The sequence below is a fragment of the Verrucomicrobiaceae bacterium genome (assembly GCA_016713035.1).
GTDB lineage: Bacteria > Verrucomicrobiota > Verrucomicrobiia > Verrucomicrobiales > Verrucomicrobiaceae > Prosthecobacter.
Map to the genome: position 1 here is coordinate 420,701 of JADJPW010000004.1, position 18,968 is coordinate 439,668.

16 protein-coding genes are annotated in these 18,968 nt (G+C 60.0%); 6 read left to right on the plus strand and 10 right to left on the minus strand.

Features of this window, described 5'->3' with window-relative positions:
* The first annotated feature begins 69 nt into the window (after nucleotides 1-69).
* On the plus strand, nucleotides 70-2,637 hold the full coding sequence (locus tag IPK32_15990) for a discoidin domain-containing protein (protein ID MBK8093431.1): 2,568 nt from the start codon (nucleotides 70-72) through the stop codon (nucleotides 2,635-2,637).
* Between the two features lie 154 nt (nucleotides 2,638-2,791).
* On the opposite strand, the gene IPK32_15995 is transcribed toward IPK32_15990, so the two are convergent.
* The 6 genes from IPK32_15995 to IPK32_16020 all read right to left on the minus strand — a co-directional run bounded on the left by IPK32_15995 (nucleotide 2,792) and on the right by IPK32_16020 (nucleotide 10,130).
* On the minus strand, nucleotides 2,792-2,929 hold the full coding sequence (locus IPK32_15995) for a hypothetical protein (protein ID MBK8093432.1): 138 nt from the start codon (nucleotides 2,927-2,929) through the stop codon (nucleotides 2,792-2,794).
* On the minus strand, nucleotides 2,926-3,825 hold the full coding sequence (locus IPK32_16000; protein ID MBK8093433.1) for an IS630 family transposase: 900 nt from the start codon (nucleotides 3,823-3,825) through the stop codon (nucleotides 2,926-2,928). The genes IPK32_15995 and IPK32_16000 overlap by 4 nt, the downstream gene beginning before the upstream one ends.
* Nucleotides 3,826-4,491: 666 nt before the next feature.
* Complete coding sequence (locus tag IPK32_16005; GenBank protein ID MBK8093434.1) at nucleotides 4,492-5,457, minus strand: amidohydrolase family protein; 966 nt, start codon at nucleotides 5,455-5,457, stop codon at nucleotides 4,492-4,494.
* A gap of 50 nt (nucleotides 5,458-5,507) precedes the next feature.
* Nucleotides 5,508-7,586, minus strand: coding sequence for an SLBB domain-containing protein (locus IPK32_16010; GenBank protein MBK8093435.1), 2,079 nt, complete (start codon nucleotides 7,584-7,586; stop codon nucleotides 5,508-5,510).
* 15 nt (nucleotides 7,587-7,601) lie between these two features.
* Nucleotides 7,602-7,985: a BlaI/MecI/CopY family transcriptional regulator gene (locus IPK32_16015; GenBank protein MBK8093436.1), complete on the minus strand. Its 384-nt coding sequence runs from the start codon at nucleotides 7,983-7,985 to the stop codon at nucleotides 7,602-7,604.
* 54 nt (nucleotides 7,986-8,039) lie between these two features.
* Nucleotides 8,040-10,130 carry a response regulator gene (locus tag IPK32_16020; protein ID MBK8093437.1) on the minus strand — a complete coding sequence of 697 codons (2,091 nt, stop codon included), beginning with the start codon at nucleotides 10,128-10,130 and terminating at the stop codon, nucleotides 8,040-8,042.
* A gap of 103 nt (nucleotides 10,131-10,233) precedes the next feature.
* Between IPK32_16020 and IPK32_16025 the strand changes: the two genes are divergently transcribed.
* Nucleotides 10,234-11,373: a Gfo/Idh/MocA family oxidoreductase gene (locus IPK32_16025; protein ID MBK8093438.1), complete on the plus strand. Its 1,140-nt coding sequence runs from the start codon at nucleotides 10,234-10,236 to the stop codon at nucleotides 11,371-11,373.
* Between the two features lie 13 nt (nucleotides 11,374-11,386).
* Nucleotides 11,387-13,453 (plus strand): ATP-dependent DNA helicase RecG, encoded by a 2,067-nt coding sequence (gene recG / locus IPK32_16030; GenBank protein MBK8093439.1) that lies wholly within the window; start codon nucleotides 11,387-11,389, stop codon nucleotides 13,451-13,453.
* A 186-nt stretch (nucleotides 13,454-13,639) separates the two neighbouring features.
* Here recG and IPK32_16035 read toward each other — a convergent pair whose 3' ends face one another.
* The gene (locus IPK32_16035; protein ID MBK8093440.1) at nucleotides 13,640-13,864 is read right to left on the minus strand and encodes a hypothetical protein; all 225 of its coding nucleotides are present in this window, start codon (nucleotides 13,862-13,864) and stop codon (nucleotides 13,640-13,642) included.
* On the opposite strand from IPK32_16035, the gene IPK32_16040 reads away from it, so the two are divergent.
* Together IPK32_16040 and IPK32_16045 are read left to right on the plus strand one after the other, a co-directional pair.
* The gene (locus IPK32_16040; GenBank protein ID MBK8093441.1) at nucleotides 13,863-15,212 is read left to right on the plus strand and encodes a PQQ-like beta-propeller repeat protein; all 1,350 of its coding nucleotides are present in this window, start codon (nucleotides 13,863-13,865) and stop codon (nucleotides 15,210-15,212) included. The genes IPK32_16035 and IPK32_16040 overlap by 2 nt on opposite strands.
* Nucleotides 15,172-16,503 carry a hypothetical protein gene (locus tag IPK32_16045; protein ID MBK8093442.1) on the plus strand — a complete coding sequence of 444 codons (1,332 nt, stop codon included), beginning with the start codon at nucleotides 15,172-15,174 and terminating at the stop codon, nucleotides 16,501-16,503. Before IPK32_16040 ends, IPK32_16045 begins: the two co-directional genes overlap by 41 nt.
* A 6-nt stretch (nucleotides 16,504-16,509) precedes the next feature.
* Here IPK32_16045 and IPK32_16050 read toward each other — a convergent pair whose 3' ends face one another.
* Both IPK32_16050 and IPK32_16055 read right to left on the minus strand, forming a co-directional pair.
* On the minus strand, nucleotides 16,510-17,196 hold the full coding sequence (locus IPK32_16050) for a bifunctional nuclease family protein (GenBank protein MBK8093443.1): 687 nt from the start codon (nucleotides 17,194-17,196) through the stop codon (nucleotides 16,510-16,512).
* 55 nt (nucleotides 17,197-17,251) lie between these two features.
* On the minus strand, nucleotides 17,252-17,794 hold the full coding sequence (locus IPK32_16055; protein MBK8093444.1) for a gamma carbonic anhydrase family protein: 543 nt from the start codon (nucleotides 17,792-17,794) through the stop codon (nucleotides 17,252-17,254).
* Between the two features lie 127 nt (nucleotides 17,795-17,921).
* Between IPK32_16055 and IPK32_16060 the strand changes: the two genes are divergently transcribed.
* A complete protein-coding gene (locus tag IPK32_16060) occupies nucleotides 17,922-18,194 on the plus strand; it encodes an HU family DNA-binding protein (GenBank protein ID MBK8093445.1) in 273 nt (90 codons plus the stop codon).
* 150 nt (nucleotides 18,195-18,344) lie between these two features.
* Here IPK32_16060 and IPK32_16065 read toward each other — a convergent pair whose 3' ends face one another.
* Complete coding sequence (locus IPK32_16065; protein ID MBK8093446.1) at nucleotides 18,345-18,959, minus strand: aquaporin; 615 nt, start codon at nucleotides 18,957-18,959, stop codon at nucleotides 18,345-18,347.
* Between the last annotated feature and the right edge of the window lie 9 nt (nucleotides 18,960-18,968).

Genomic DNA, 18,968 nt, shown 5'->3' on the forward strand with positions numbered 1-18,968 from the left:
GGTCGCAGAATCATTGGGGCGGTGGTTGCAAGACCTCCGCCCCTTTTCACGACTACTGCGCCCCTCAAAATGACCCCTCGTATTCTCTCCATCCTCGCCTTCGCGAGTTCCGCAGTATTTGCGCAAACAAACCCGACTTACACCTTCCCCATCCAGGCCAAGACCCCGGAGGAAGAGCTGAAAACGATCCAGTTGCCGGATGGCTACTCGTTGGAGTTGGTTTTGAGCGATCCGCTCATCAAAGAGCCGATGGCGATCGCCTTTGATGGCGATGGCAAAATGTACGTCGTCGAAATGCGCACCTACATGCAGGACATCGACGGCACGGACGAACTCACGCCGAAGAGCCGCATCTCGCTGCATGAATCGACGAAGGGCGACGGCGTCTTCGACAAACACAGCGTCTATATGGACAACCTGTTGCTACCCCGCATGGTGCTGCCGCTGGATGATCGGGTGCTGGTCGGCATCACGAACACGAATGACATCACGCTGCATCGCGATGCAAATGGCGATGGCGTGGCCGATGAGCAAGCGCCCTGGTATGTCGGCGGGCCGCGTGGTGGAAACATGGAGCATCAGCCCAGTGGTCTCGTGTGGGGCCTGGATAACTGGATCTACACCACCTACAACGGCTACCGCCTGCGCTGGGCTGGCGAGAAGCAGCCGGCACTCAAAGAGAACACCGCGCCGAATGGCGGTCAGTGGGGCCTGGCTCAGGATGACTACGGCAAGATGTGGTGGAGCAATGCCGGCGGCGAAAAAGGCCTGTGGAATTACCAGGCACCCATTCTGTATGCCGCGATCAATGTGATGCAGCAAAAGAGCGAGAAGTTCGACACCGTGTGGCCCATCGTCGGGCTCGGCGACTTCCAGGGCGGCCCCGGACGCTTCCATTCGCCGGAGGACAAGCGCTTGAACCACTTCACCGGTTGCGCCGGACAGACCGTGTATCGCGGGGATCGCCTGCCGAAGGAACTTTATGGCAACGTCTTCCTGCCTGAGCCTGTTGGTCGTCTTATCCGCCGCGCCACGGTGGAGATCAAAGACGGCATCACCACCGTCGCGAACCCGTATGAGGAGCAGATGAGCGAGTTCATCCGCAGCAGCGATCCGAATTTCCGCCCGCTGAACATGACCACCGGCCCCGATGGCTGCCTCTACATCGTTGATGCGTATCGCGGCATCATTCAGGAAGGAAATTGGGTCAAACCCGGCAGCTTCCTCCGCGGAGCCATCGAGCCCACCGGCATGCAGCACGTCGCTGGTCATGGCCGTGTGTGGCGTCTCGTGCACAAAGACCACAAACCCGGCCCGCAGCCGAAAATGATCGGCGAAACGCCCACACAGCTCGTCGCGCATCTCACGCATCCGAACGGCTTCTGGCGTGATACCGCGCAGCGCATGCTCATCGTCAAAAACGACCCATCCGTGGTCCCGGCGCTTGTTTCGCTGCTCAAGCACGACAATCACCTCGCCCGCCTGCATGCGCTTTGGACGCTGGAAGGCCTCGATGCCGTCACGCCGGACATTCTCCGCGCTGCGATGAAGGACGCGCACGCGCAAGTCCGCGCCAGCGCCATCCGCGTCGCTGAATCGCTGCTCAAAAAAGGCGACACCGCTTTGATCGCCGACATCCAAGCCCTCAAGGCCGACAAAGACCCCACTGTGGTGCTCCAGACGCTCTACACGGCGAAGCACCTCAACTGGCCCAAATGGAAAGACGAAGCGCAGATGACGCTCATGACCTCCGCCAGCGTCGGTGTGAAGGAAATCGGCGCGCAGTTGCTTGTCGAGGCACCAAAGATCAGCGGCAGCTTCACGAAGGATGAAAAGAAGCAGCTCGAACGCGGCCAGGAGATCTTCCGCTCGCTTTGCTTTGCCTGCCACGGCTTCGACGGCGCGGGCATGCCCATCGCTGGTCGCGCAGGTGCCACACTCGCCCCACCGCTCGCCGGATCACGCACCGCCGTGCAGGGCGATGCCATCGTGCGTGTGATGCTCAATGGTCTCGCCGGTCCCATCGACGGCAAAACCTACGAAGCCGCCATGGTTCCCATGGCCACCAACAACGACCAATGGATCGCTGATGTCGCCAGCTACATCCGCAAAGCCTTTGGAAATAGCGGCAAGCTCGTGGACAAAAAAGAAGTCGCCGCCTTGCGCAAAGAACTCGGCAAACGCGTCACTCCGTGGACCATCGAAGAACTCCGCGCCCTCTACCCGCAGCCCTTGCCGAACCGCGCCGCGTGGAAACTCACCGCCAGTCACAACGACAAAGAAGTCGCCAAAGCCATCGACGGCGACCTCGCCACCCGCTGGGACACTCGCAAGCCGCAGAGCCCCGACATGTGGTTCCAAATCGACCTCCCCGAGCCCACCGACATCACCGGCCTCACCCTCGACACCGGCAAATCCCGCAACGACTACCCCCGCCAATACAAAATCGAGCTCTCCCTAAACGGCACCGAATGGGAGAAACCCACGCTGCAAGGCGAGGGCGAAGCCGGCGTCATCGACTACCTCTTCACCCAGCCCACGAAAGCCAAATCCATCCGCATCTCCCAACTCGGTGAAGCGAAGGGCACCTACTGGTCCATTCATGAGCTTCAGGTGCTCGGGGCGGTGAAGAAGTGAGGACCACACCCAATGATCGGATATGCTATCGGGTCATTCCTCGGTTATTTCATCCATCGTTGTCGGATCCCGAGAACGACCCCAGGAACTTCAAAGTCTGCCAATTGGCTGGTGCGTCTATGCATGAGATATAGACCGACTCTCAAAAAGGATGTCATAAACGCGTCTTTGGGCGGCACTGGGACTGAAGGATGGATGGCTGGTCGAACAAAGAGCGTAGGGACTCGATGATACGGTCCTGAAGTTGCGCGGAAGTCTTGGCGATGCAGCCGTTGAACCAGTCGGCCTTCATGCGCAGCCACAAGCGGTCGATGGCGTTGAGATCGGGCGAGCGTGGTGGCAGACTCCGGGCTCAAAGTGGTGCCAGTTAAGACTCTTGGTCTTGTGCCATGAGGCGTTGTCGAGCACCAGGATGGCGCGGCGTCCTGCCACGTGCGGATTCTCCTCAGCTAGAGTGTCAAGGAACACCTGAAAAGTGACGCTGTCGCACAGGTTGAAGAGCAGTGCGCCGAGCCTTCCATCTTTGGGCCGCACTGCGCCAAACACATTGTAGCGGATGTGCTCGCCGAGATAAGGTGAGTGGCGCACCTTGCCGATCTTGGTCCAGGTGCGGCGCGGGCGCGGATCGCCTTCAAAGCCGCTTTCGTCGCTGAACCACAGGTCGACGCTCGGATCGGCCACCCAGCGCTGGAGCTTTTGGCAGAAGGCTTGGCGCTTGTCCTCATCCTGGTTGAGCGGCCAGGGGCGCGGAACTTTGAGGCGGTAATCGTGCTCGTGGAGATAGCGCACGGTGGTGCTGTAGCCGAGCTGCGTTTGCAGGTTCTGCTTGATCCAGCCGTGCAACTTCACCGCAGTCCAGTGGCTCTGTCCAGCCAGCGACGGATCTTCGATGAGAGGCAGAATTTTTTCGTTCACTTGTTCCTTGGGCAGGATTCGGCGACGGCCGCTGCTACGCCCAGGAATGAGACCATCAAGGCCGGCGAGATTGAAGGCTTGGATAAAGCGCAAAACCTGCCGCAGGCTGAAGCCTGAGAGGTCAGCGACTTGCTCGCGGCTCTTGCCTTCATAAAGCCAGCGCAGCGCTTGAAGCCGACGAAAGCCCTTCTTCGTGGGTGAGCAATCCATCGCCACGCCGACCTCTTCCAAGGTCGCGTTTTCGAGATTGAGTGTGATGCACGGGCGGGCCACCGCCGCCTATTAATTACCGCAATTCTAAAAAGTACAGCCTCAATATGACATTCTTTTTGAGAACCGGTCTAGTAGCAAACTAGAGCTGCATTGGCCTTTTGTATCCCACAGACAGATGCTGAAGCTTTTGCAGCCTCGATAAATGTTTCCCACCCAGAAAATCCTTCTAAGAGCGCGTGGATCGCAACGGGTTCGCTCTCAAAACTGATTTCGCAGGTTGACTCTATGGCAACGGGCAGGCCAAGAACTGGCACGACAGCGGTCTCCACCGTTAAGTCAAAGTCTGACTCAGACGAGAAGGTTCCAATCCAGATAGAGACCGTTTTGTTGGATGGGTAGATAACTTTCATCGATATCTTCGGTGAAGTAGCAGAATATCTCAAGAGAGTCCAGCTCCCGGAGGAGCCAAGAGATTAGCCGGGGTGAAAGCCGCGAAGCGGCTGAGAACCCCCGGATCACCCTAATAGCCACACCCTGCTGAACAGCGTCCTGGAAGGACGCGAGAAGCGCTGTTCGGCGTTTTGGATGCTTCATTCGCAAAGCGAACTTCTTGCGTCCTTTCAGGACGCGTTTCGTGAACTGAAGATGTTTCGCGATGATCCGGTGGTTTCGCTTCGCGACTTCGTAGCACCACCGGCTAATTTCTTTCCTCCCTCCGGGAGGTCTTCAAACCTTCAGCCCATAAAACCGCACTGCATTCCCGCTCCACAGCTTCCGCTGCTCACTGGTGGGGCGTGAGGAGATGATCTGCTTCAGCGCATCCACCCAGCTGCGGACGGGACTGCCGAGGAGGCAGACAGGCCAGTCGCCGCCGAAGAAGACGCGGTCGGGGCCAAAGGTGTCGAGGCAGTGGTTCACGACGGGGGCAAGGTCCTCGGCATGCCATTGGCCCGGTGGGACGAAGGCGACGATGCCGCTGATCTTGCACATCACATCGGCGCGGGCGGCGGCGACGGCATCAATGCCGCGCTTCCATTCATTGGTGGTGCAGCTTCGCTTCAAACCGGGGGCGAGTTTGTGGTTGAAGGCCTTCGGATCACCGTTGCCGCAGTGGTCGAGCACGAAACGCGTATCCGGGCATTCGCGGATGAGTTTGGCACCGTCCTTCAGCTCGGTGGGGCGCATGGTGAGCTCGAAGTTGAGGCCGTGTTTGCCGAGTGTGCGAACGCCACGGATAAAATCACGGCTCAAGCAGTATCCCGCAGGCGTGGATCCGCCGTGAAGCACCTGGCGCAGGCCTTTTACGATGCCATTGCCTGCGTAGCGCTTTACATACGCCTCAAAATCATCCGCAGCGGGTCTGCCGCCGATGGTGGCGGCGATGGTGGGTGTGTTTCCAGCGCGGCATTGGGCCACGATGTCGTCCGCCTCCTGGATATGATCCTTCGGTGCCACATCGACCTCCATGTAGATGGCCTTCACGTTCAGACCGGCGTTGGCTTGGAGGTAATCCGCGGTCACAAAATCGTGCCGCAGCACTTCTGGGGCATCCTGGAGCCATGGCGGGCTGATGACCCGGCGATCCCAAAGGTGCTGATGCGTGTCGATGATGAGCGAGTCTGGTGCGCTGAAGGTCGAGCAGGAGGTGAGGGCGGCTCCGGTGGTGGCGTGGAGAAAGTGGCGGCGGTTCATCACGGTCACAAACGCGGTGAGTTCTGCCCTTTCTCCAGGAACGAGCATTTTCACCGCTCGGGCACGATGAGGATGTCGCCGTTTTCGAGTGGTTTGGTGCCTTCGCGAGTGAGATCGAGACTTTGCTTGGTGCGAGCGTTTTGCGGGCCGCGCTCGAGTTCTGCTTTGGTAGCGTTTGCGTGCTCTGATAGGCCATTTGCTTGGGAAATGAGGTCTTGGGCCGTCATGCCGGGTTTGAGCGTGTATTTGCCCTGGCGTCTGACTTGGCCGAAAATGGTCACAGTAGGCTCTTCGGGGCTGTGGGAGGCTGTTTTCGGCTTGGCAGGCTGCATAGGGGCTCCCGTGACCTCGATCCTCTTGGCTTGAATGACGAAAAAGATGAGCTCTTGGGTCTCTGGCAGGCGATCCGTGGTGAGATGGGGCGCTGCGGCATTGAAATCGGGCTTGCCAGTGAGCTGAGAGTCATGTGGTCTGCCTAGACCACCGAAGACAACGCTTTGACCACCTTGGAGCACCACGCTCGTCGTCGTCTTCAGGCTGTGAAAGACGGCTTGCTTCACTTCATTCTGTGTGAGCGGAGTGCCGGTGGTGTCGCCAGCTTTCCGAACGGGTGAGCCGTAGTCGATGAAGCCCTCGAAGCTGGTGATTTCAGGACTGATGACCAATTCGATCGAGTCATTGCTTCCCACTTCCGGCGTGACATCCATGCGGATGCCGACGGGACGCATTTCAAAGGCTGTGGGGGTCGTGGGGATGACGGGCTGGTCTTTGGCGAGCTGTTTTGCAGGCTCGAATTCGGTGGGATAGATGAATTCACGCGTGATTTCCATGGTCGCCTTTTGGCCACTGCGTGTGGTGACGCTCGGGGCACTCAGGAGATGGACGCCTTTTTGTTGAGCGAGCTTATTGAGCAGGCTGTTGATCTGCTCCTCGTTCAAAATACCGAGGTTTTGCAGATCGGAGCCATCATTGAGCACGAGTCCCGCTTCAGCGAGTACGGGGGAGTCCACGGGCACGCTGATGAAACGGCTAGTGACTAGGATTTGGGCGTCTTTGGCTGCTGCGGGTGGGGTGGCGGCTTTGCGACAGGCCGTTAGCCCGGCCAGTGCGAAGCTACCGATCAGTAGCGGCAGCAGCAGCGCTGCTTTTTGCGCGGCGGAGTAGCTCTGGCGTGTGCGATCTGGCTGAATGATATTCGCCAGACGGAAGCGCATGGCTTTGGCACCTGCGGAGATGGACATGGCGAGTGCCAGTGGCAGCCAACGGCGACCCGAAGGTGTGCCCAGCGATGCGACGGCGGCTAAAAGCTCCTGCGCGAAGTCAGCCGCACTCTGATCGCTCTGGGCGAAAGCGAGATCGTCGCAGGCCTGCTCACGGGTGAGCTGACTAGCCCGCAGCATGAGCCAGGTGAGTGGATGAAACCATAGCAGAAATGCGGAGACTGTGGTGAGCAGTGAGATGAGGTGATCCCCACGTGCGATGTGTGCCAACTCATGCCGTAGAACAAGCCGTAGCCGATCCTGCGGCCACTCCGCAGCCTGTGGTGGCAGGAGCACGACTGGGTGCCGCAGGCCCCAGGTCATCGGCACTGGGCAGTCGTGGCTCATGCGTAGGCAGATGTTACGATGCTGGAGGTGTAAGGATGCCGTTTCCTCCTGAAAGGCCCGCTGCACCTCCGGCGAAGCGACTGGATGTGAGGATGCGCTCAATCGCCGCAGTGACCGTGCCGCGAAGCCGATGGCGATGCATCCGCCACCGATGCCGGCGAGCCAAATCCATGCCCAGATGGATGAAGGGGCGGCATCAGCCGGGCTCACCATCATGGAGATATTCGTAGCTACTGCTGGCAGTGCCGTAGTAGCGGCGAAGGGATCCGCATGCTGCTCGGTGTGGGTAGGAGCAGCCGTCCACATGCTCTGCGGGATGCGCCAGCTCGGAGCGAGGGAGCTGCATAGCATGATGATGGGGATGAGGAGCAACGAGGCCGCCTGGATGAAGTGTCTCCGCGCCGCAGACAGTCGTGGCGCGAGCGTGGTCACAGCGCCCGCGATGACGAGGAGCACGGTGCTTTGAATCGCCACATCGAGTAGCCAACTCGGTGTGGAGTGAAGGAGTCGGCTGAGGTGCATGGTGAGTCGCGTGGGTTAGGATTTTTTGCGTTTGGCCTGATCGAGAAAGCGGCGCAGCTCGGTGACATCCGCCTCAGTGAGCTGAGTCTGCGGGTGGCTGAGATAGGCGGCCATGGCTTGCTTCAGCGATCCGCCAAAAAAGGTGCCGATGACCCGACTGAGCGTGCTTTGGCCCACCTCCTCCCGCGAATGCACTGGGAGATAAATGAACTCTCGCCCCTCCTGCCGGTGACGGAGATGGCCCTTGCTCTCCAGGATGGTGAGGATGGAGCGCAGCGCAGGCCGCGTGGGCGGGGACTCCATGTCCTCTGAGATCGTCGAAAGCGTGGCCTCACCGCGAGCAAAGATGATGTCCATGACCTCACGTTCACGGCGACTGAGTGGGGGCGTTTTTTTCATGGGCTGAATTTTCAGCCCATGGCGGCACGCTTGTCAATGCCTAAGGTTGATTTTTCAGCCTACACGCTCCTTGAGGCTTTCCAGGGCGGTGCCGAGCTTGGTGCATTCTTTTTTGAGCTTCTCTAAAAGAGCACGGGCACCGAAGAGATCGCCGTCCTGAGCGAGGTGACAAAGGTGTGAGGCTGTTTCAGAGGCACGCGTGGCCGTATAGACGCCGAGCATGCCTTTGAGCGAGTGTGCGGCCTCATAGAGTGCGACGGCGTTTCCAGCCGTGAGGGCCTGAGAGGCGCTTTGGAGGAATTGGGCCGAATCTTCTGCGTAAATGGCGATGAGCTCCCGCGCCATTTCTGGGCCGCCAGCGGCCTTGATGAAGGCCTCTGCCTTGAAGGCGCTTGCAGTGCGGCGGCGTGGTTTTTCACTCAAAACTGCCTCGGAGAGCTCTTGGCGCGGTGGGGCAGCCGCTCGGCCATGCATGAAACGCTCTACGGCATGCAGGAGATCGGCACTGTGGATGGGCTTGGCCACGTAGTCGTCCATGCCTGCGGCGATGCACTGCTCGCGGTCGCCTTTGAGCGCATTGGCAGTCATGGCGATGATGGGCACATGGCCGCCGTGCTTTTCCTCGATCTGGCGGATGGCGGCAGTGGCCTGAAAGCCATTCATCTCTGGCATCTGCACGTCCATGAGGATGACGTCAAAGCTGTGCTGCCGCACGGCATCGACGGCTTCGAGTCCGTTCGAGGCGACATCGACTTTGTGCCCACGGTCTTCGAGCAATTTCGCTGCGACGAGCTGGTTCACACGCCCGTCTTCGACGACGAGGATGTGCATGGGCTTCTCCGCCAGTGGGAGCATGCCTGCGGCACCAGCGGTGATGGCTGGCGCTGTCTCTGTGCCGCGTGCATTGCCAAAATTCGCGATGAAGTGGAAGGTGCTGCCTTGGCCAGGCTCGCTCTCCACCCAGATGTGGCCATGCATGAGCTCCACGAGGTCGCGGCAGATGGCTAGCCCGAGCCCGGTGCCACCGTAGCGACGGTTCGTCGTGCTCTCTGCCTGCGTAAAGGCATCGAAAATGCGTGGCTGGGACTCCGGCGGGATGCCGATGCCCGTGTCGCGAATCTCAAAATGCAGTGTCACGCGGTCCATCGCACGGCTTTCGATGCGGACGCTCATGGAGATACCGCCGCGATCGGTGAACTTGATGGCATTGCCCACGAGATTGATGAAAATCTGCCGCAGGCGGCCATCATCCCCCAGGAGCATGGCGGGCACGTCCTCTGCCACGGTGTGTGTGAGCGTGAGATTCTTCTGCATCGCACGCACACTCAGAGCGAGCAGCGTGTCTGCAATGGTGTGCCGCAGATCAAAGTCCTGCTCATCGAGCTCCATTTTGCCAGCTTCGATCTTGGAGAAATCGAGCACGTCATTGAGCAGCGAGAGCAGACTCTCCGCAGAGCTTTTCAGCATCAGGAGGTACTCATGCTGCTTGGGGTCGAGATCCGTCTTCAGCAGCAGCTCCGCCATACCGATGATGCCATTCATCGGCGTACGGATTTCATGGCTCATGTTCGCGAGGAAGGCACTTTTGGCACGATTGGCAGCCTCAGCAGCGAGGCGGGCGTGGCGTAGCTGCTCTTCGGTGTTTTTTTGCTCTGTGATGTCGGTGTGCGAGCCCGCCATGCGGTAGGGCTTGCCATCAGGATCACGCAGGGCACGGCCACGGGCGAGAATCCAGCGCCAGGAGCCATCTTTATGTCGAAAGCGGAACTCCACGGCATAGCGCTCGATCTGGCCGGCTAGGTAGGCCTGTAGCTCACGCAGCACCCGCTCGTGGTCCTCTGGATGGATGAGCTGCTCAAAGGCGGCGAAGGTATTGGCCAGCTCTTCGTCCTCGTAGCCGATCATGTTCTTCCAGCGCGGGGAGAAGAAGACTTCATTGGTCCGTATGTCCCAGTCCCAGATGCCGTCATTGGTGCCACGCACAGCCAGGGCGAAGCGCTCCTCACTCCGCGCGAGCTCATCCACCCCGCCTGCGGGCGGATATGGCAGGCGCATGCGCAGACGATGCAGCATGGCCTCCTGCTCATGGATGCGCAGTCGTAGGTCATGCTCGTTTTCAGCAGCGTGGGCAGTGGGTGCGGCCATGCGGGGTAGATTCGTAGAGAGCCTATGTTGCACCGCCTTTATGCGCTGTCGAATGCGCAGACGATGCAGGTTTGAGTCCGCATGTGGCGTTCAGACGGACGCCATGCACCGCCGCCATCTCCTCACCGCCCTCGCCGCTCTCCCTCTGTCCTCTTTCGCCGCAGATAAAAAATACCGCGTGGCCATCATCGGTCACACGGGCCGTGGGAACTACGGCCACGGCCTGGATACGATGTGGAAGGCCATCCCCGCTACGGAAATAGCCGCCATCGCGGATGCAGATGCGCAGGGACTCGATGCGGAGATGAAAAAAATCGGCACCGGCAAGCCCTACGCCGACTACCGGGCCATGCTGGCCACTGAGAAGCCAGACATCGTGGCTATCGGCCCGCGCCAGATCGACCAGCACCGCGACATGCTGCTGGCCGCCATCGAGCACGGTGCCAGGGGCATCTACATCGAAAAGCCCTTTGTGCGCTCCTGTGCCGAGGCGGATGAGGTCATCGCTGCCGCTGCCAAAACCGGCACCAAGATCGCCATCGCTCACCGCAACCGCTACCACCCTGCCCTGGCCGAGGCGGCAAAGCTCATCGCCAGCGGTGCCATCGGCCAAGTGATCGAAATGCGTGGCCGGGGCAAAGAAGACGCACGCGGCGGCGGGCTAGATATGTGGGTGCTGGGCTCCCATGTCATGGGCACCGCACTCGCCCTAGGTGGTGCCGCGCTGGCCTGCACGGCAGGTGTTTATCAAAAGGGCAAACCCGCCACCAAAGCGGGTGTCAAAGACGGCGACGAGGGCATCGGCCCACTCACGGGTGATGAGGTGCATGCCCGCTTCGAGATGCAGAGTGGCGTCCCGCTCTTCTTCGATAGCATCCATGATGCACGCCAGAAAAAGCCTGCCTACGACGATCCGGCATCCTTTGGCCTGCGTATCTTTGGCAATCAGGGCGTGATCGACTTCCGCATGGACCAGGAGCCCTTCGCGTGGATTCAGGCGGGCAAAGAAGCCCGCCAGCCGATCCTCCCGGACAAAGAAATCGGACGCCGAGTCGCCAGCCATGAAATCCCCGGCCTCGATCTGCTCGCCGCTATCGAGCAGGACCGCGCACCACTCTGCGATGCCGCCCACGGTCGCCAGCTCATCGAGATGATCAGCGCCGTCTTTGAATCCCACATCCAAGGCGGCAAACGCGTCACACTACCGCTCACGAAACGGGAGAATCCGCTCGCGGTTTGGTGATGCACTCGCCAGCATGGGCCGCGTGTTCCCAGACCTCCAGCTCGCCCTCCTCGCCGTCCCCGGCATGCCTACGCATGTGCCGCGTGCTTTGGCGAAAGAGGGCATCAGCACGATGGCGGATGTGGTCTGGCATTTGCCCTTCCGGCATGAGGACCGGCGGCGGATGGATGCGCTGGCTTTTCAGGCCTCTGAGCTGCCAGCCTGCCATCACGTCATCATCACCAAGTGTGCGAATAAATTCTTTGGCCGTGGAAAAGGGACTTTCGAGGCCACGGTGGAGCAGGCCGGTGGCGGACTCGGGCAGCAGCTCACGCTGAAGTGGTGGAGCATGCCCTGGCTGTCCAAATCACTCGCCGAGGGCATGGAGCTGATCGTCTTCGGCGTGATCAAGGAATTCAAAGGCCGCCTCTCGATGGTGCACCCGGAGTACGAGGTCATCAAAGGCGCTGGCGATGATGAAGCGGCCAAAATCCACACCGGGCGCATCACACCCGTGTACAGGCTACGCGGAGGCATGACGCAGAAGGCGCTGCGCGTGGCTGCATGGCATGTCTTTGAGCATCTGCCGCCCGATTTCATCAGCGACCTACTGCCCACACCCTCCGCGCAGAGCGAGTTCGCCGGCATGAGCCGCGCCAAGGCCCTGCGAGAGGTGCATTTCGCCAGCGATGAGGCCACGCTGGCCACTGCGAGGCGCTATTTGGCCCTGGAGGAGTTTTTCGGCTACCAGCTCCGCGTCGCTCAAAGACGCCGAAAAATGATCCACGCAGGCGGAAGGCCGCAAAATGGCTCCGGCGAGCTTTTGCGAGATTTTTTGGCCGAACTGCCCTTCCAGCTCACCGAGGCCCAAAGTCGCTGTTTGGACGAAATCCATCGTGACATGGCCAGCCGCATCCCCATGAACCGCCTGCTCCACGGCGATGTCGGCAGCGGCAAGACCGTCGTCGCCTTTGCCGCCATGCTCCGCGCTGTCGAGAGCGGTGCTCAAGGCGTGCTGATGGCCCCGACGCAGATTTTGGCCGAGCAACACGCCCAAAACGCCCGCAAGTGGCTGGAGCCACTGGGACTCACCATCGCCCTGCGGACGGGGAACAAAAAAGACGACACGCATCGCCCACACATCGTCATTGGCACGCATGCGCTGCTCTTTGATGACGAGCTGCTCTCCAATGCCGGCCTCATCGTGATCGACGAGCAGCATAAATTCGGCGTCGCACAGCGAGCAAAGCTCATCCGTAAGTCCAACACACCCGATGTGCTCGTCATGACAGCCACGCCCATCCCGCGCACGCTCACGCTCACCGTTTATGGTGATCTCGATGTCTCCACCATCGACCAGCGGCCACGCGATGGCGTGAAAATCATCACCAAGGTGCGAGCGAAGTCGAAGCAGGCTGAGGCCGCGAAATTCCTGCGCGATCAGATCGAGGAAGGCCGCCAGGGCTTCATCGTTTATCCACTCATCGAGGAATCCGCCAAAGTGGATGCCGGAGCCGCGGTCAAAGGCCACGCCGAGTGGTCCAAGCAGCTCGCCCCGCTCGAAGTTGGCCTCCTGCACGGCAAACTGAGCCCCGAGGAAAAGGAGGACGTGATGAAGCGCTTCCGCGCTGGCCGCTTTGATGCCCTGGTGAGCACCACCGTCATCGAGGTAGGCATCGACGTGCCCAATGCCACCGTCATGTTCATCCATGACGCGGGCCGTTTTGGTTTAGCGCAGCTTCATCAGTTGCGTGGCCGCATCGGACGCGGAGCCCACACCAGCTACTGCGTTTTATTTGTCGATGACAAGGATGAGGAGAACAAGCAACGCCTCGCCATCATGGAGGAGACGCGGGATGGCTTCCTCATCGCGGAGGAAGATCTGAAACGCCGTGGCCCCGGCGACATCCTCGGTCATGCGCAGAGTGGAGACGCTCCGCTGCGCTTCGGAGAGCTGCTGGCGGATACACGGCTCGTCCGCCTCGCACGCCAACTGGCCGACCGCGTGCTGGAGGAGGACCCAGAGCTCCAGCGCCCAGCTTTAGCCGCCTTCCGCGAGGAAGTCGCGACTCCAGAGAAAGCCCAGGCCATGATGCAGTGAGGTGATGAACGGGCACACGCTTGCCTGGATTTCTCACACAATTTCAGGAACGAAGTTCTCAGTTCTCAGTGCTCAGTGGCAATCACCAGGAGGAAATCAACTGAGCACTAAGCACTGAGCACTCCGACAAGGCGGACACGAAAACAGACTGAGGTGTTTTTTTACCCGGAGTGTGAGAAATGCAGGCTAGGCAGCGTCACGATTCGCACGTTTCGCCGCTGCCGCTTCTTGGCGCTTCTTGCGTCGATTGGCGAACCATCGTGCGATGAAGAATCCCTTCAAAATGAGCGCGATCATGCCTGCGACGACAAAAAGCCCGATCATGCGCCGTGCTTCCTCTTCGGACGAAAAGGAAATCGCGAGCAGTGGGGTGAGTTTTAAAGCGATCATGCCGTAGAGTAAGCCTGTCATGCTCCGCTCTGCCACCTTCGTTTTTTTCGCCGTCACTCTTCACGCCGCCGACTGGCCCATGTGGAGGCACGACCCCGGCCGCACGGCCGCAACGACGCAAAAAATGCCCGCAGAGCCCCATCTGCTCTGGTCACGCGAGCTGCCACCACTGCGCCCGGCCTTCAAAGAACAGCGCTTGCAGTTCGATCGCAGCTACGAGCCCGTCGTGGCCGGAAAGCGCCTCCTCGTCGGCAGTTCACGCGAGGATTGCATCATCGCCTTCGATACGGATAGCGGCGAAGAGCTCTGGCGAGCACTCGCCGATGGGCCCGTGCGTTTCGCGCCTGTCATCGTCGGCGAAACGGCCATCTTCGGCTCTGACGACGGCATCGTGCGCTGCGTGAAACTCGCCGATGGCAGCACTGTCTGGCAAAAACGGGCCGTTCCCTCGAATCGACTGCTTCTCGGCAATCAGCGCCTCATCTCCGTGTGGCCCGTGCGCGGCGGACCGGTGGCCAAAGAGGGCCGCGTTTACTTCGCCGCCGGTGTTTGGCCTCTCGAAGGCACGTTCGTATTTTGCTGCGATGCCGCCACCGGCACCGAGATCTGGCGAAACGACCGCTGCTCCTACCTCTACGGCACGCATCCACACGCCACCGAGGCCATGGGTGGCCTCGCGCCGCAGGGCTATTTGCTGATCGACGGCGAGGATCTCATCGTGCCATGCAGCACGGCGTATCCGGCGCGGTTGGATTTGAAGACGGGTGCGATCAAAGAATTCGAGCTACCGTCCGCTGGTCGGCTGACAGGTGGCTGGTTCGCTTCGACGCCCGCTGAAAAAGAAGCCGCGAAGCTCCGCCGCCGCGGCCTTCTCTTTGACGAAGCCATCAGCGCGAAACGCCACGAGGACAAACCGCGAGCCGAAGGCCAGAAAGGCATCCAGCGCACCCTCAACGCCGCCGACAAAGAAGTCCCCTTTGACACCTTCACCAATGCCCACAGCGTCATCCTCGCCGATGACAAATGCTTCGTCGTCACCACCGACGGCGTCTTGAGCGCCTACGGCCCCGGTAGCGGCGAAACGAAGCGCTGGAAGCGGGAAATTATCCTTCAAAAAGCAGACGAAGACCTCGCAAAAGCTGCCATCGCTGCGGCAGGCACTAATCGTGGTTACGCTCTCATGATTGGTCCAAACAAGCCCGGATTGATCGAAGCCATCCTGCTCAATAGCCAATATCATCTCGTCGTTTTGGCCGAAGACTACGATGCAGGTTTCCGGTTGAGAAAAGCAGGACTTTATGGTGAACGCGTCGTGGTCGTTGGGAGTCATGACCGAGCTGCCTTGCTACTTTGCCAGCATCATTTTTGATCTCGAAGGCGAAGGACACGAACCATGGTCCGAGATGCTGCGTCCAAATGGCGGCAAAGTTGTCGGCCCAGGTGCCAAACTCCTCTACACACGCGGCGCACTCACCGGCTCCACGAACTACCTCGCCGACTGGAAGCCGAGTGAAGACACGCGCGTGCAGGCACCGCTCGGCATGCTGTGGTTTGATGATGCGCTGAGCAACTTCAAGCGCTCGCCGCAGCCGAAGATCGTCGATGGCGTGATGATTACCGCGGACAAGGACTGGCTTGATGCCACGAACCGCAAAGGAAAGGTCGATTACAAGCTCCTCGCGCCTGTTTTCAGCGACATCTACACCGGTCGCGTGTTCGATGAATACGAGCAGCCGGAGCTCCGCGCGAAATTTGGCACCGTGGACATGCAGAGCATCCAGCAGGCACAGTATCGTCCGCCTGAGCAAAAGAACGATTGGTCGCCCGAGCAGCCCAAAGCGGGCCTGCGGATCAATCCGCTCACCTTGGAACAAGAAGCGCGTGTGTTTCCGAAAAGCTATGGCTGTGACGGCGGCTTCGACTACGGCGGCATTTTCACCTTCCGCAGCGGCACGGCGGCGTTTTATGACAAGAAGGTGGAAAGCGGCACTGTGCACATCAGTGGCCCACGCAGCGGCTGCACGAACAGCATCGTGCCTGCGGGAGGCATTTTGAATGTGCCTTATTTTTATGAGGGATGCACCTGTAGCTACCCGCTGCCGATGGGCCTCGCGCTTTACTCAATGCCCGAGGACTTCGAGCAATGGGCCACCTGGGGCGCTGTGCCGAAGGCCGCGCTGAATGGCAAAATCCAACGCATCGGCATCAATTTCGGTGCTCCAGGAGACCGCAAGACGCGGGATGGCACGCTGTGGCTCGATTACCCGAGTGTGGGTGGCCCCTCGCCCGAAATCGAACTCAAGACGGAGCCTGAGAAGCCTGAGTACTTCTACCAGCACTCTCTGTGGATGAAAAAAGGCGAAGGCTGGCCCTGGGTGGCCGCTAGCGGTGTGCATGGGCTACGCCGAGTGACACTGAGCGGCCTCAAAAATGGCCGTTGCACGCTGAAGCTGACTTTTTCAGCGCCAGATTCAAAAAAGCGCCGTTTCGATGTCTCGGTGCAGGGCAAAATGGCTGCGCAAAACATCCAACCGGCTGAACTCACCGCTCAGATCAAAACCATCCCGGATGTCGAAATCACGGATGGCACACTCACCGTGGCTCTGACGGCTCAGGAGGGGGAAACGCTGCTCTGCGGGCTCGAAGTGCTGCGGGAGTGATGGAGATCAGCCCTTCTTCCACTCTTCACCCTCTTCGTCGTCATCATCGAGATGGCCGTAGCCGTCATCGTAGGTGTCGTTGTTCGGAGAGATGCCAGATTGATCCGCGATAGCGTCGATGATTTCGTCGGAGAAGGCCGCGAGCTCTTCGTCCTCCACCTCATCGGCCACGTCTTCATCCTCCACGCCGTCCTCATCGGAGACCATTTCCTCCACGCCAGGGGGCACGATGGCCTCGGCGGTGGATTTGAGCCCCTCTGCCTCGATGCGGGCGAGAGTTTCGCTCACGTCATCGACAGCACTCCAAACCTCCGCCGCGACGTAGATGGGCGCATTTTGATGCACCGCTAGGGCGATGCTATCACTGGGGCGTGCGTCGATCTCCACGACTTTGCGGATGTGGAGCTCGTTCTCTGCGGAGAGGATGAGCCGGGCGTGGAAGACGCTGCCTTCGACGTGATTGATGATGACGCGCTCCACTTTGCCACCGAAGGCCAGCAGAATGTGTGCGATGAGGTCATGGGTAAGTGGGCGCTCCTTTGCCACGCCGCGCATGAACATGGAAATGGCTGCGCCGACTCCCTCGTCCACGTAGATGACGAATGTTTTGTCCGAGTTGCCGAGGAAGACGGCAAAGCTGCCCTCCAGTGGCAAGACGGCACGCACCTGCACGGCGATGACTTCCTGATTCATGAGTGAGATTAAAGAACGGAGCGACGTGATGGCAAGACGGGGCTGTTGTTTTTCCTCAATGCCCTGCCTGCATGCCCAGCTCGCGGTAGCGGCGGGAAACCTCGACATACTTCGCCGCGAGGGCCGCATTGGCACGCTGCTCCTCCAGGCTGAGGGTGCGGGCGATGCGTCCAGGCGTGCCGACGACGAGTGAGCCCTCTGGGATGATGCTGCCCTTTGTCACCACGGCACCTGCGGCGATGACGCAGCGCGGACCGATGACGGCACCGTCCAAAATGATCGCGCCCATGCCCACGAGCACCTCATCACCCACCTCACAGGCATGCACCACGGCCCGGTGCCCCACCGTCACGTCTGCACCGAGGATGCAGGCACAATCGTCACTCACATGCAGCACGGAGCCGTCTTGTACATTCGTACGCGGCCCGAGGACGATGCGGTTGATGTCGCCACGCAACACGGAGCCGTACCACACACTGGCGTGCTCCGCGATGTCCACTGCGCCGACCACGACCGCCCCCGGAGCGATGAAAACACTCTCATGCACGGAGGGTGTTGAGCTAGGAAGCAAGAAGTTTTTCAGTTTCGTGGTGCTCATCTTTTCGGCCTGGGATCAAGGGTTGCGGTATTTTTGGGTTTGACGGAATCATGCGATTCGCCTCATAGAGCGCGTGCCCGATTTTTCCTTACGGGTCAAGCAATCAACAACACCAACAACACCTCCCATGAATAAAGCGCAATTGATCGAACAAGTTCAGAAAGCCCTCGGCGGCGAAACTTCCAAGCGTGCCGCTGGCGACGCTCTCGAAGCAGTGCTCTCCTCCATCGCCAAAGCAGTGAAGAAAGGCCCCGTGCAGCTCATCGGCTTCGGCACCTTCAAGCCTGTGACCCGCAAGGCCCGCACTGGCCGCAACCCAAAGACTGGCGCTGCCATGAAGATCAAGGCCTCCAAGAGCGTCCGCTTCGTGACCTCCACCGCTCTCAAGAAATCTCTGTAATCTGACCCAGAGCACCCAAAGCCGCAGCCCACAAAGTGGTCTGCGGCTTTTTTTGTGCCCGCATCCCAGAGCCAAGCCAATAAGAAGCCCGTCAGGCCATGCAGACCGGACGGGCTCGAAGGAGTTCGATTTTGGGAGAGTCTCTACGGATTAATCATCTGCTTTGATCGCCTTGAAGACGATGGCGGCGACTGCACCACCCAGGATGCAGAAGACCCAGTAGGCCCAGAGCTGGCCACCATTGAGCAGGCCCATGGCCACAGCGCCAGTAGCGACGGCAGGATTGAAGGCTGCGCCGGAGACGCCACCCACTGCCACTGCGCCGCTGGTCACGGTAAGGCCGATGGCCGCGCCGTAGAAGCTGTTGTTGTTGTTCGCTTTGGTGGTGGCGACGTTGAGCACCACCCAGGCCAGGGCGAAGGTGCCGATCGCTTCAGCGAGCATCAAATTGTCGATAGGGAAGGGTTTGGGATCTGTGCCGGCACCGACGAGGGTTTTAGCGACCATGGCAGCGACGACGCCGGCCACGGTCTGGCAGAAGATGTAAATGATGGCATCGGTGAGGCCGATTTTGCCACGAAGGAGCACCGCGACGGTCACAGCGGGATTGTAATGTGCGCCAGAGAGATGCCCACCTGCATAGACCATGACGGCCAGTGCGAGACCGATGGAGATGGCCGCCAGCGGCTGATTGGTGCTGACCGTGCAACACACGGTATAGACGAGGAAGAAGGTGCCGATGATTTCAGAGATGTACTTTTTCATAAGGGGCTG

Bases quoted from the DNA above. Each gene is read 5' to 3' on its own strand.
- IPK32_15990 (MBK8093431.1), top strand. From the start codon at position 70: ATGACCCCTCGTATTCTCTCCATCCTCGCCTTCGCGAGTTCCGCAGTA.
- recG (MBK8093439.1), top strand. From the start codon at position 11,387: ATGGGCCGCGTGTTCCCAGACCTCCAGCTCGCCCTCCTCGCCGTCCCC.
- IPK32_16065 (MBK8093446.1), bottom strand. From the start codon at position 18,959: ATGAAAAAGTACATCTCTGAAATCATCGGCACCTTCTTCCTCGTCTAT.
- IPK32_16035 (MBK8093440.1), bottom strand. From the start codon at position 13,864: ATGACAGGCTTACTCTACGGCATGATCGCTTTAAAACTCACCCCACTG.
- IPK32_16020 (MBK8093437.1), bottom strand. From the start codon at position 10,130: ATGGCCGCACCCACTGCCCACGCTGCTGAAAACGAGCATGACCTACGA.
- IPK32_16025 (MBK8093438.1), top strand. From the start codon at position 10,234: ATGCACCGCCGCCATCTCCTCACCGCCCTCGCCGCTCTCCCTCTGTCC.
- IPK32_16055 (MBK8093444.1), bottom strand. From the start codon at position 17,794: ATGAGCACCACGAAACTGAAAAACTTCTTGCTTCCTAGCTCAACACCC.
- IPK32_16040 (MBK8093441.1), top strand. From the start codon at position 13,863: ATGCTCCGCTCTGCCACCTTCGTTTTTTTCGCCGTCACTCTTCACGCC.
- IPK32_16060 (MBK8093445.1), top strand. From the start codon at position 17,922: ATGAATAAAGCGCAATTGATCGAACAAGTTCAGAAAGCCCTCGGCGGC.
- IPK32_16005 (MBK8093434.1), bottom strand. From the start codon at position 5,457: ATGAACCGCCGCCACTTTCTCCACGCCACCACCGGAGCCGCCCTCACC.
- IPK32_15995 (MBK8093432.1), bottom strand. From the start codon at position 2,929: ATGAAGGCCGACTGGTTCAACGGCTGCATCGCCAAGACTTCCGCGCAA.
- IPK32_16010 (MBK8093435.1), bottom strand. From the start codon at position 7,586: ATGCACCTCAGCCGACTCCTTCACTCCACACCGAGTTGGCTACTCGAT.
- IPK32_16015 (MBK8093436.1), bottom strand. From the start codon at position 7,985: ATGAAAAAAACGCCCCCACTCAGTCGCCGTGAACGTGAGGTCATGGAC.
- IPK32_16045 (MBK8093442.1), top strand. From the start codon at position 15,172: ATGACCGAGCTGCCTTGCTACTTTGCCAGCATCATTTTTGATCTCGAA.
- IPK32_16050 (MBK8093443.1), bottom strand. From the start codon at position 17,196: ATGAATCAGGAAGTCATCGCCGTGCAGGTGCGTGCCGTCTTGCCACTG.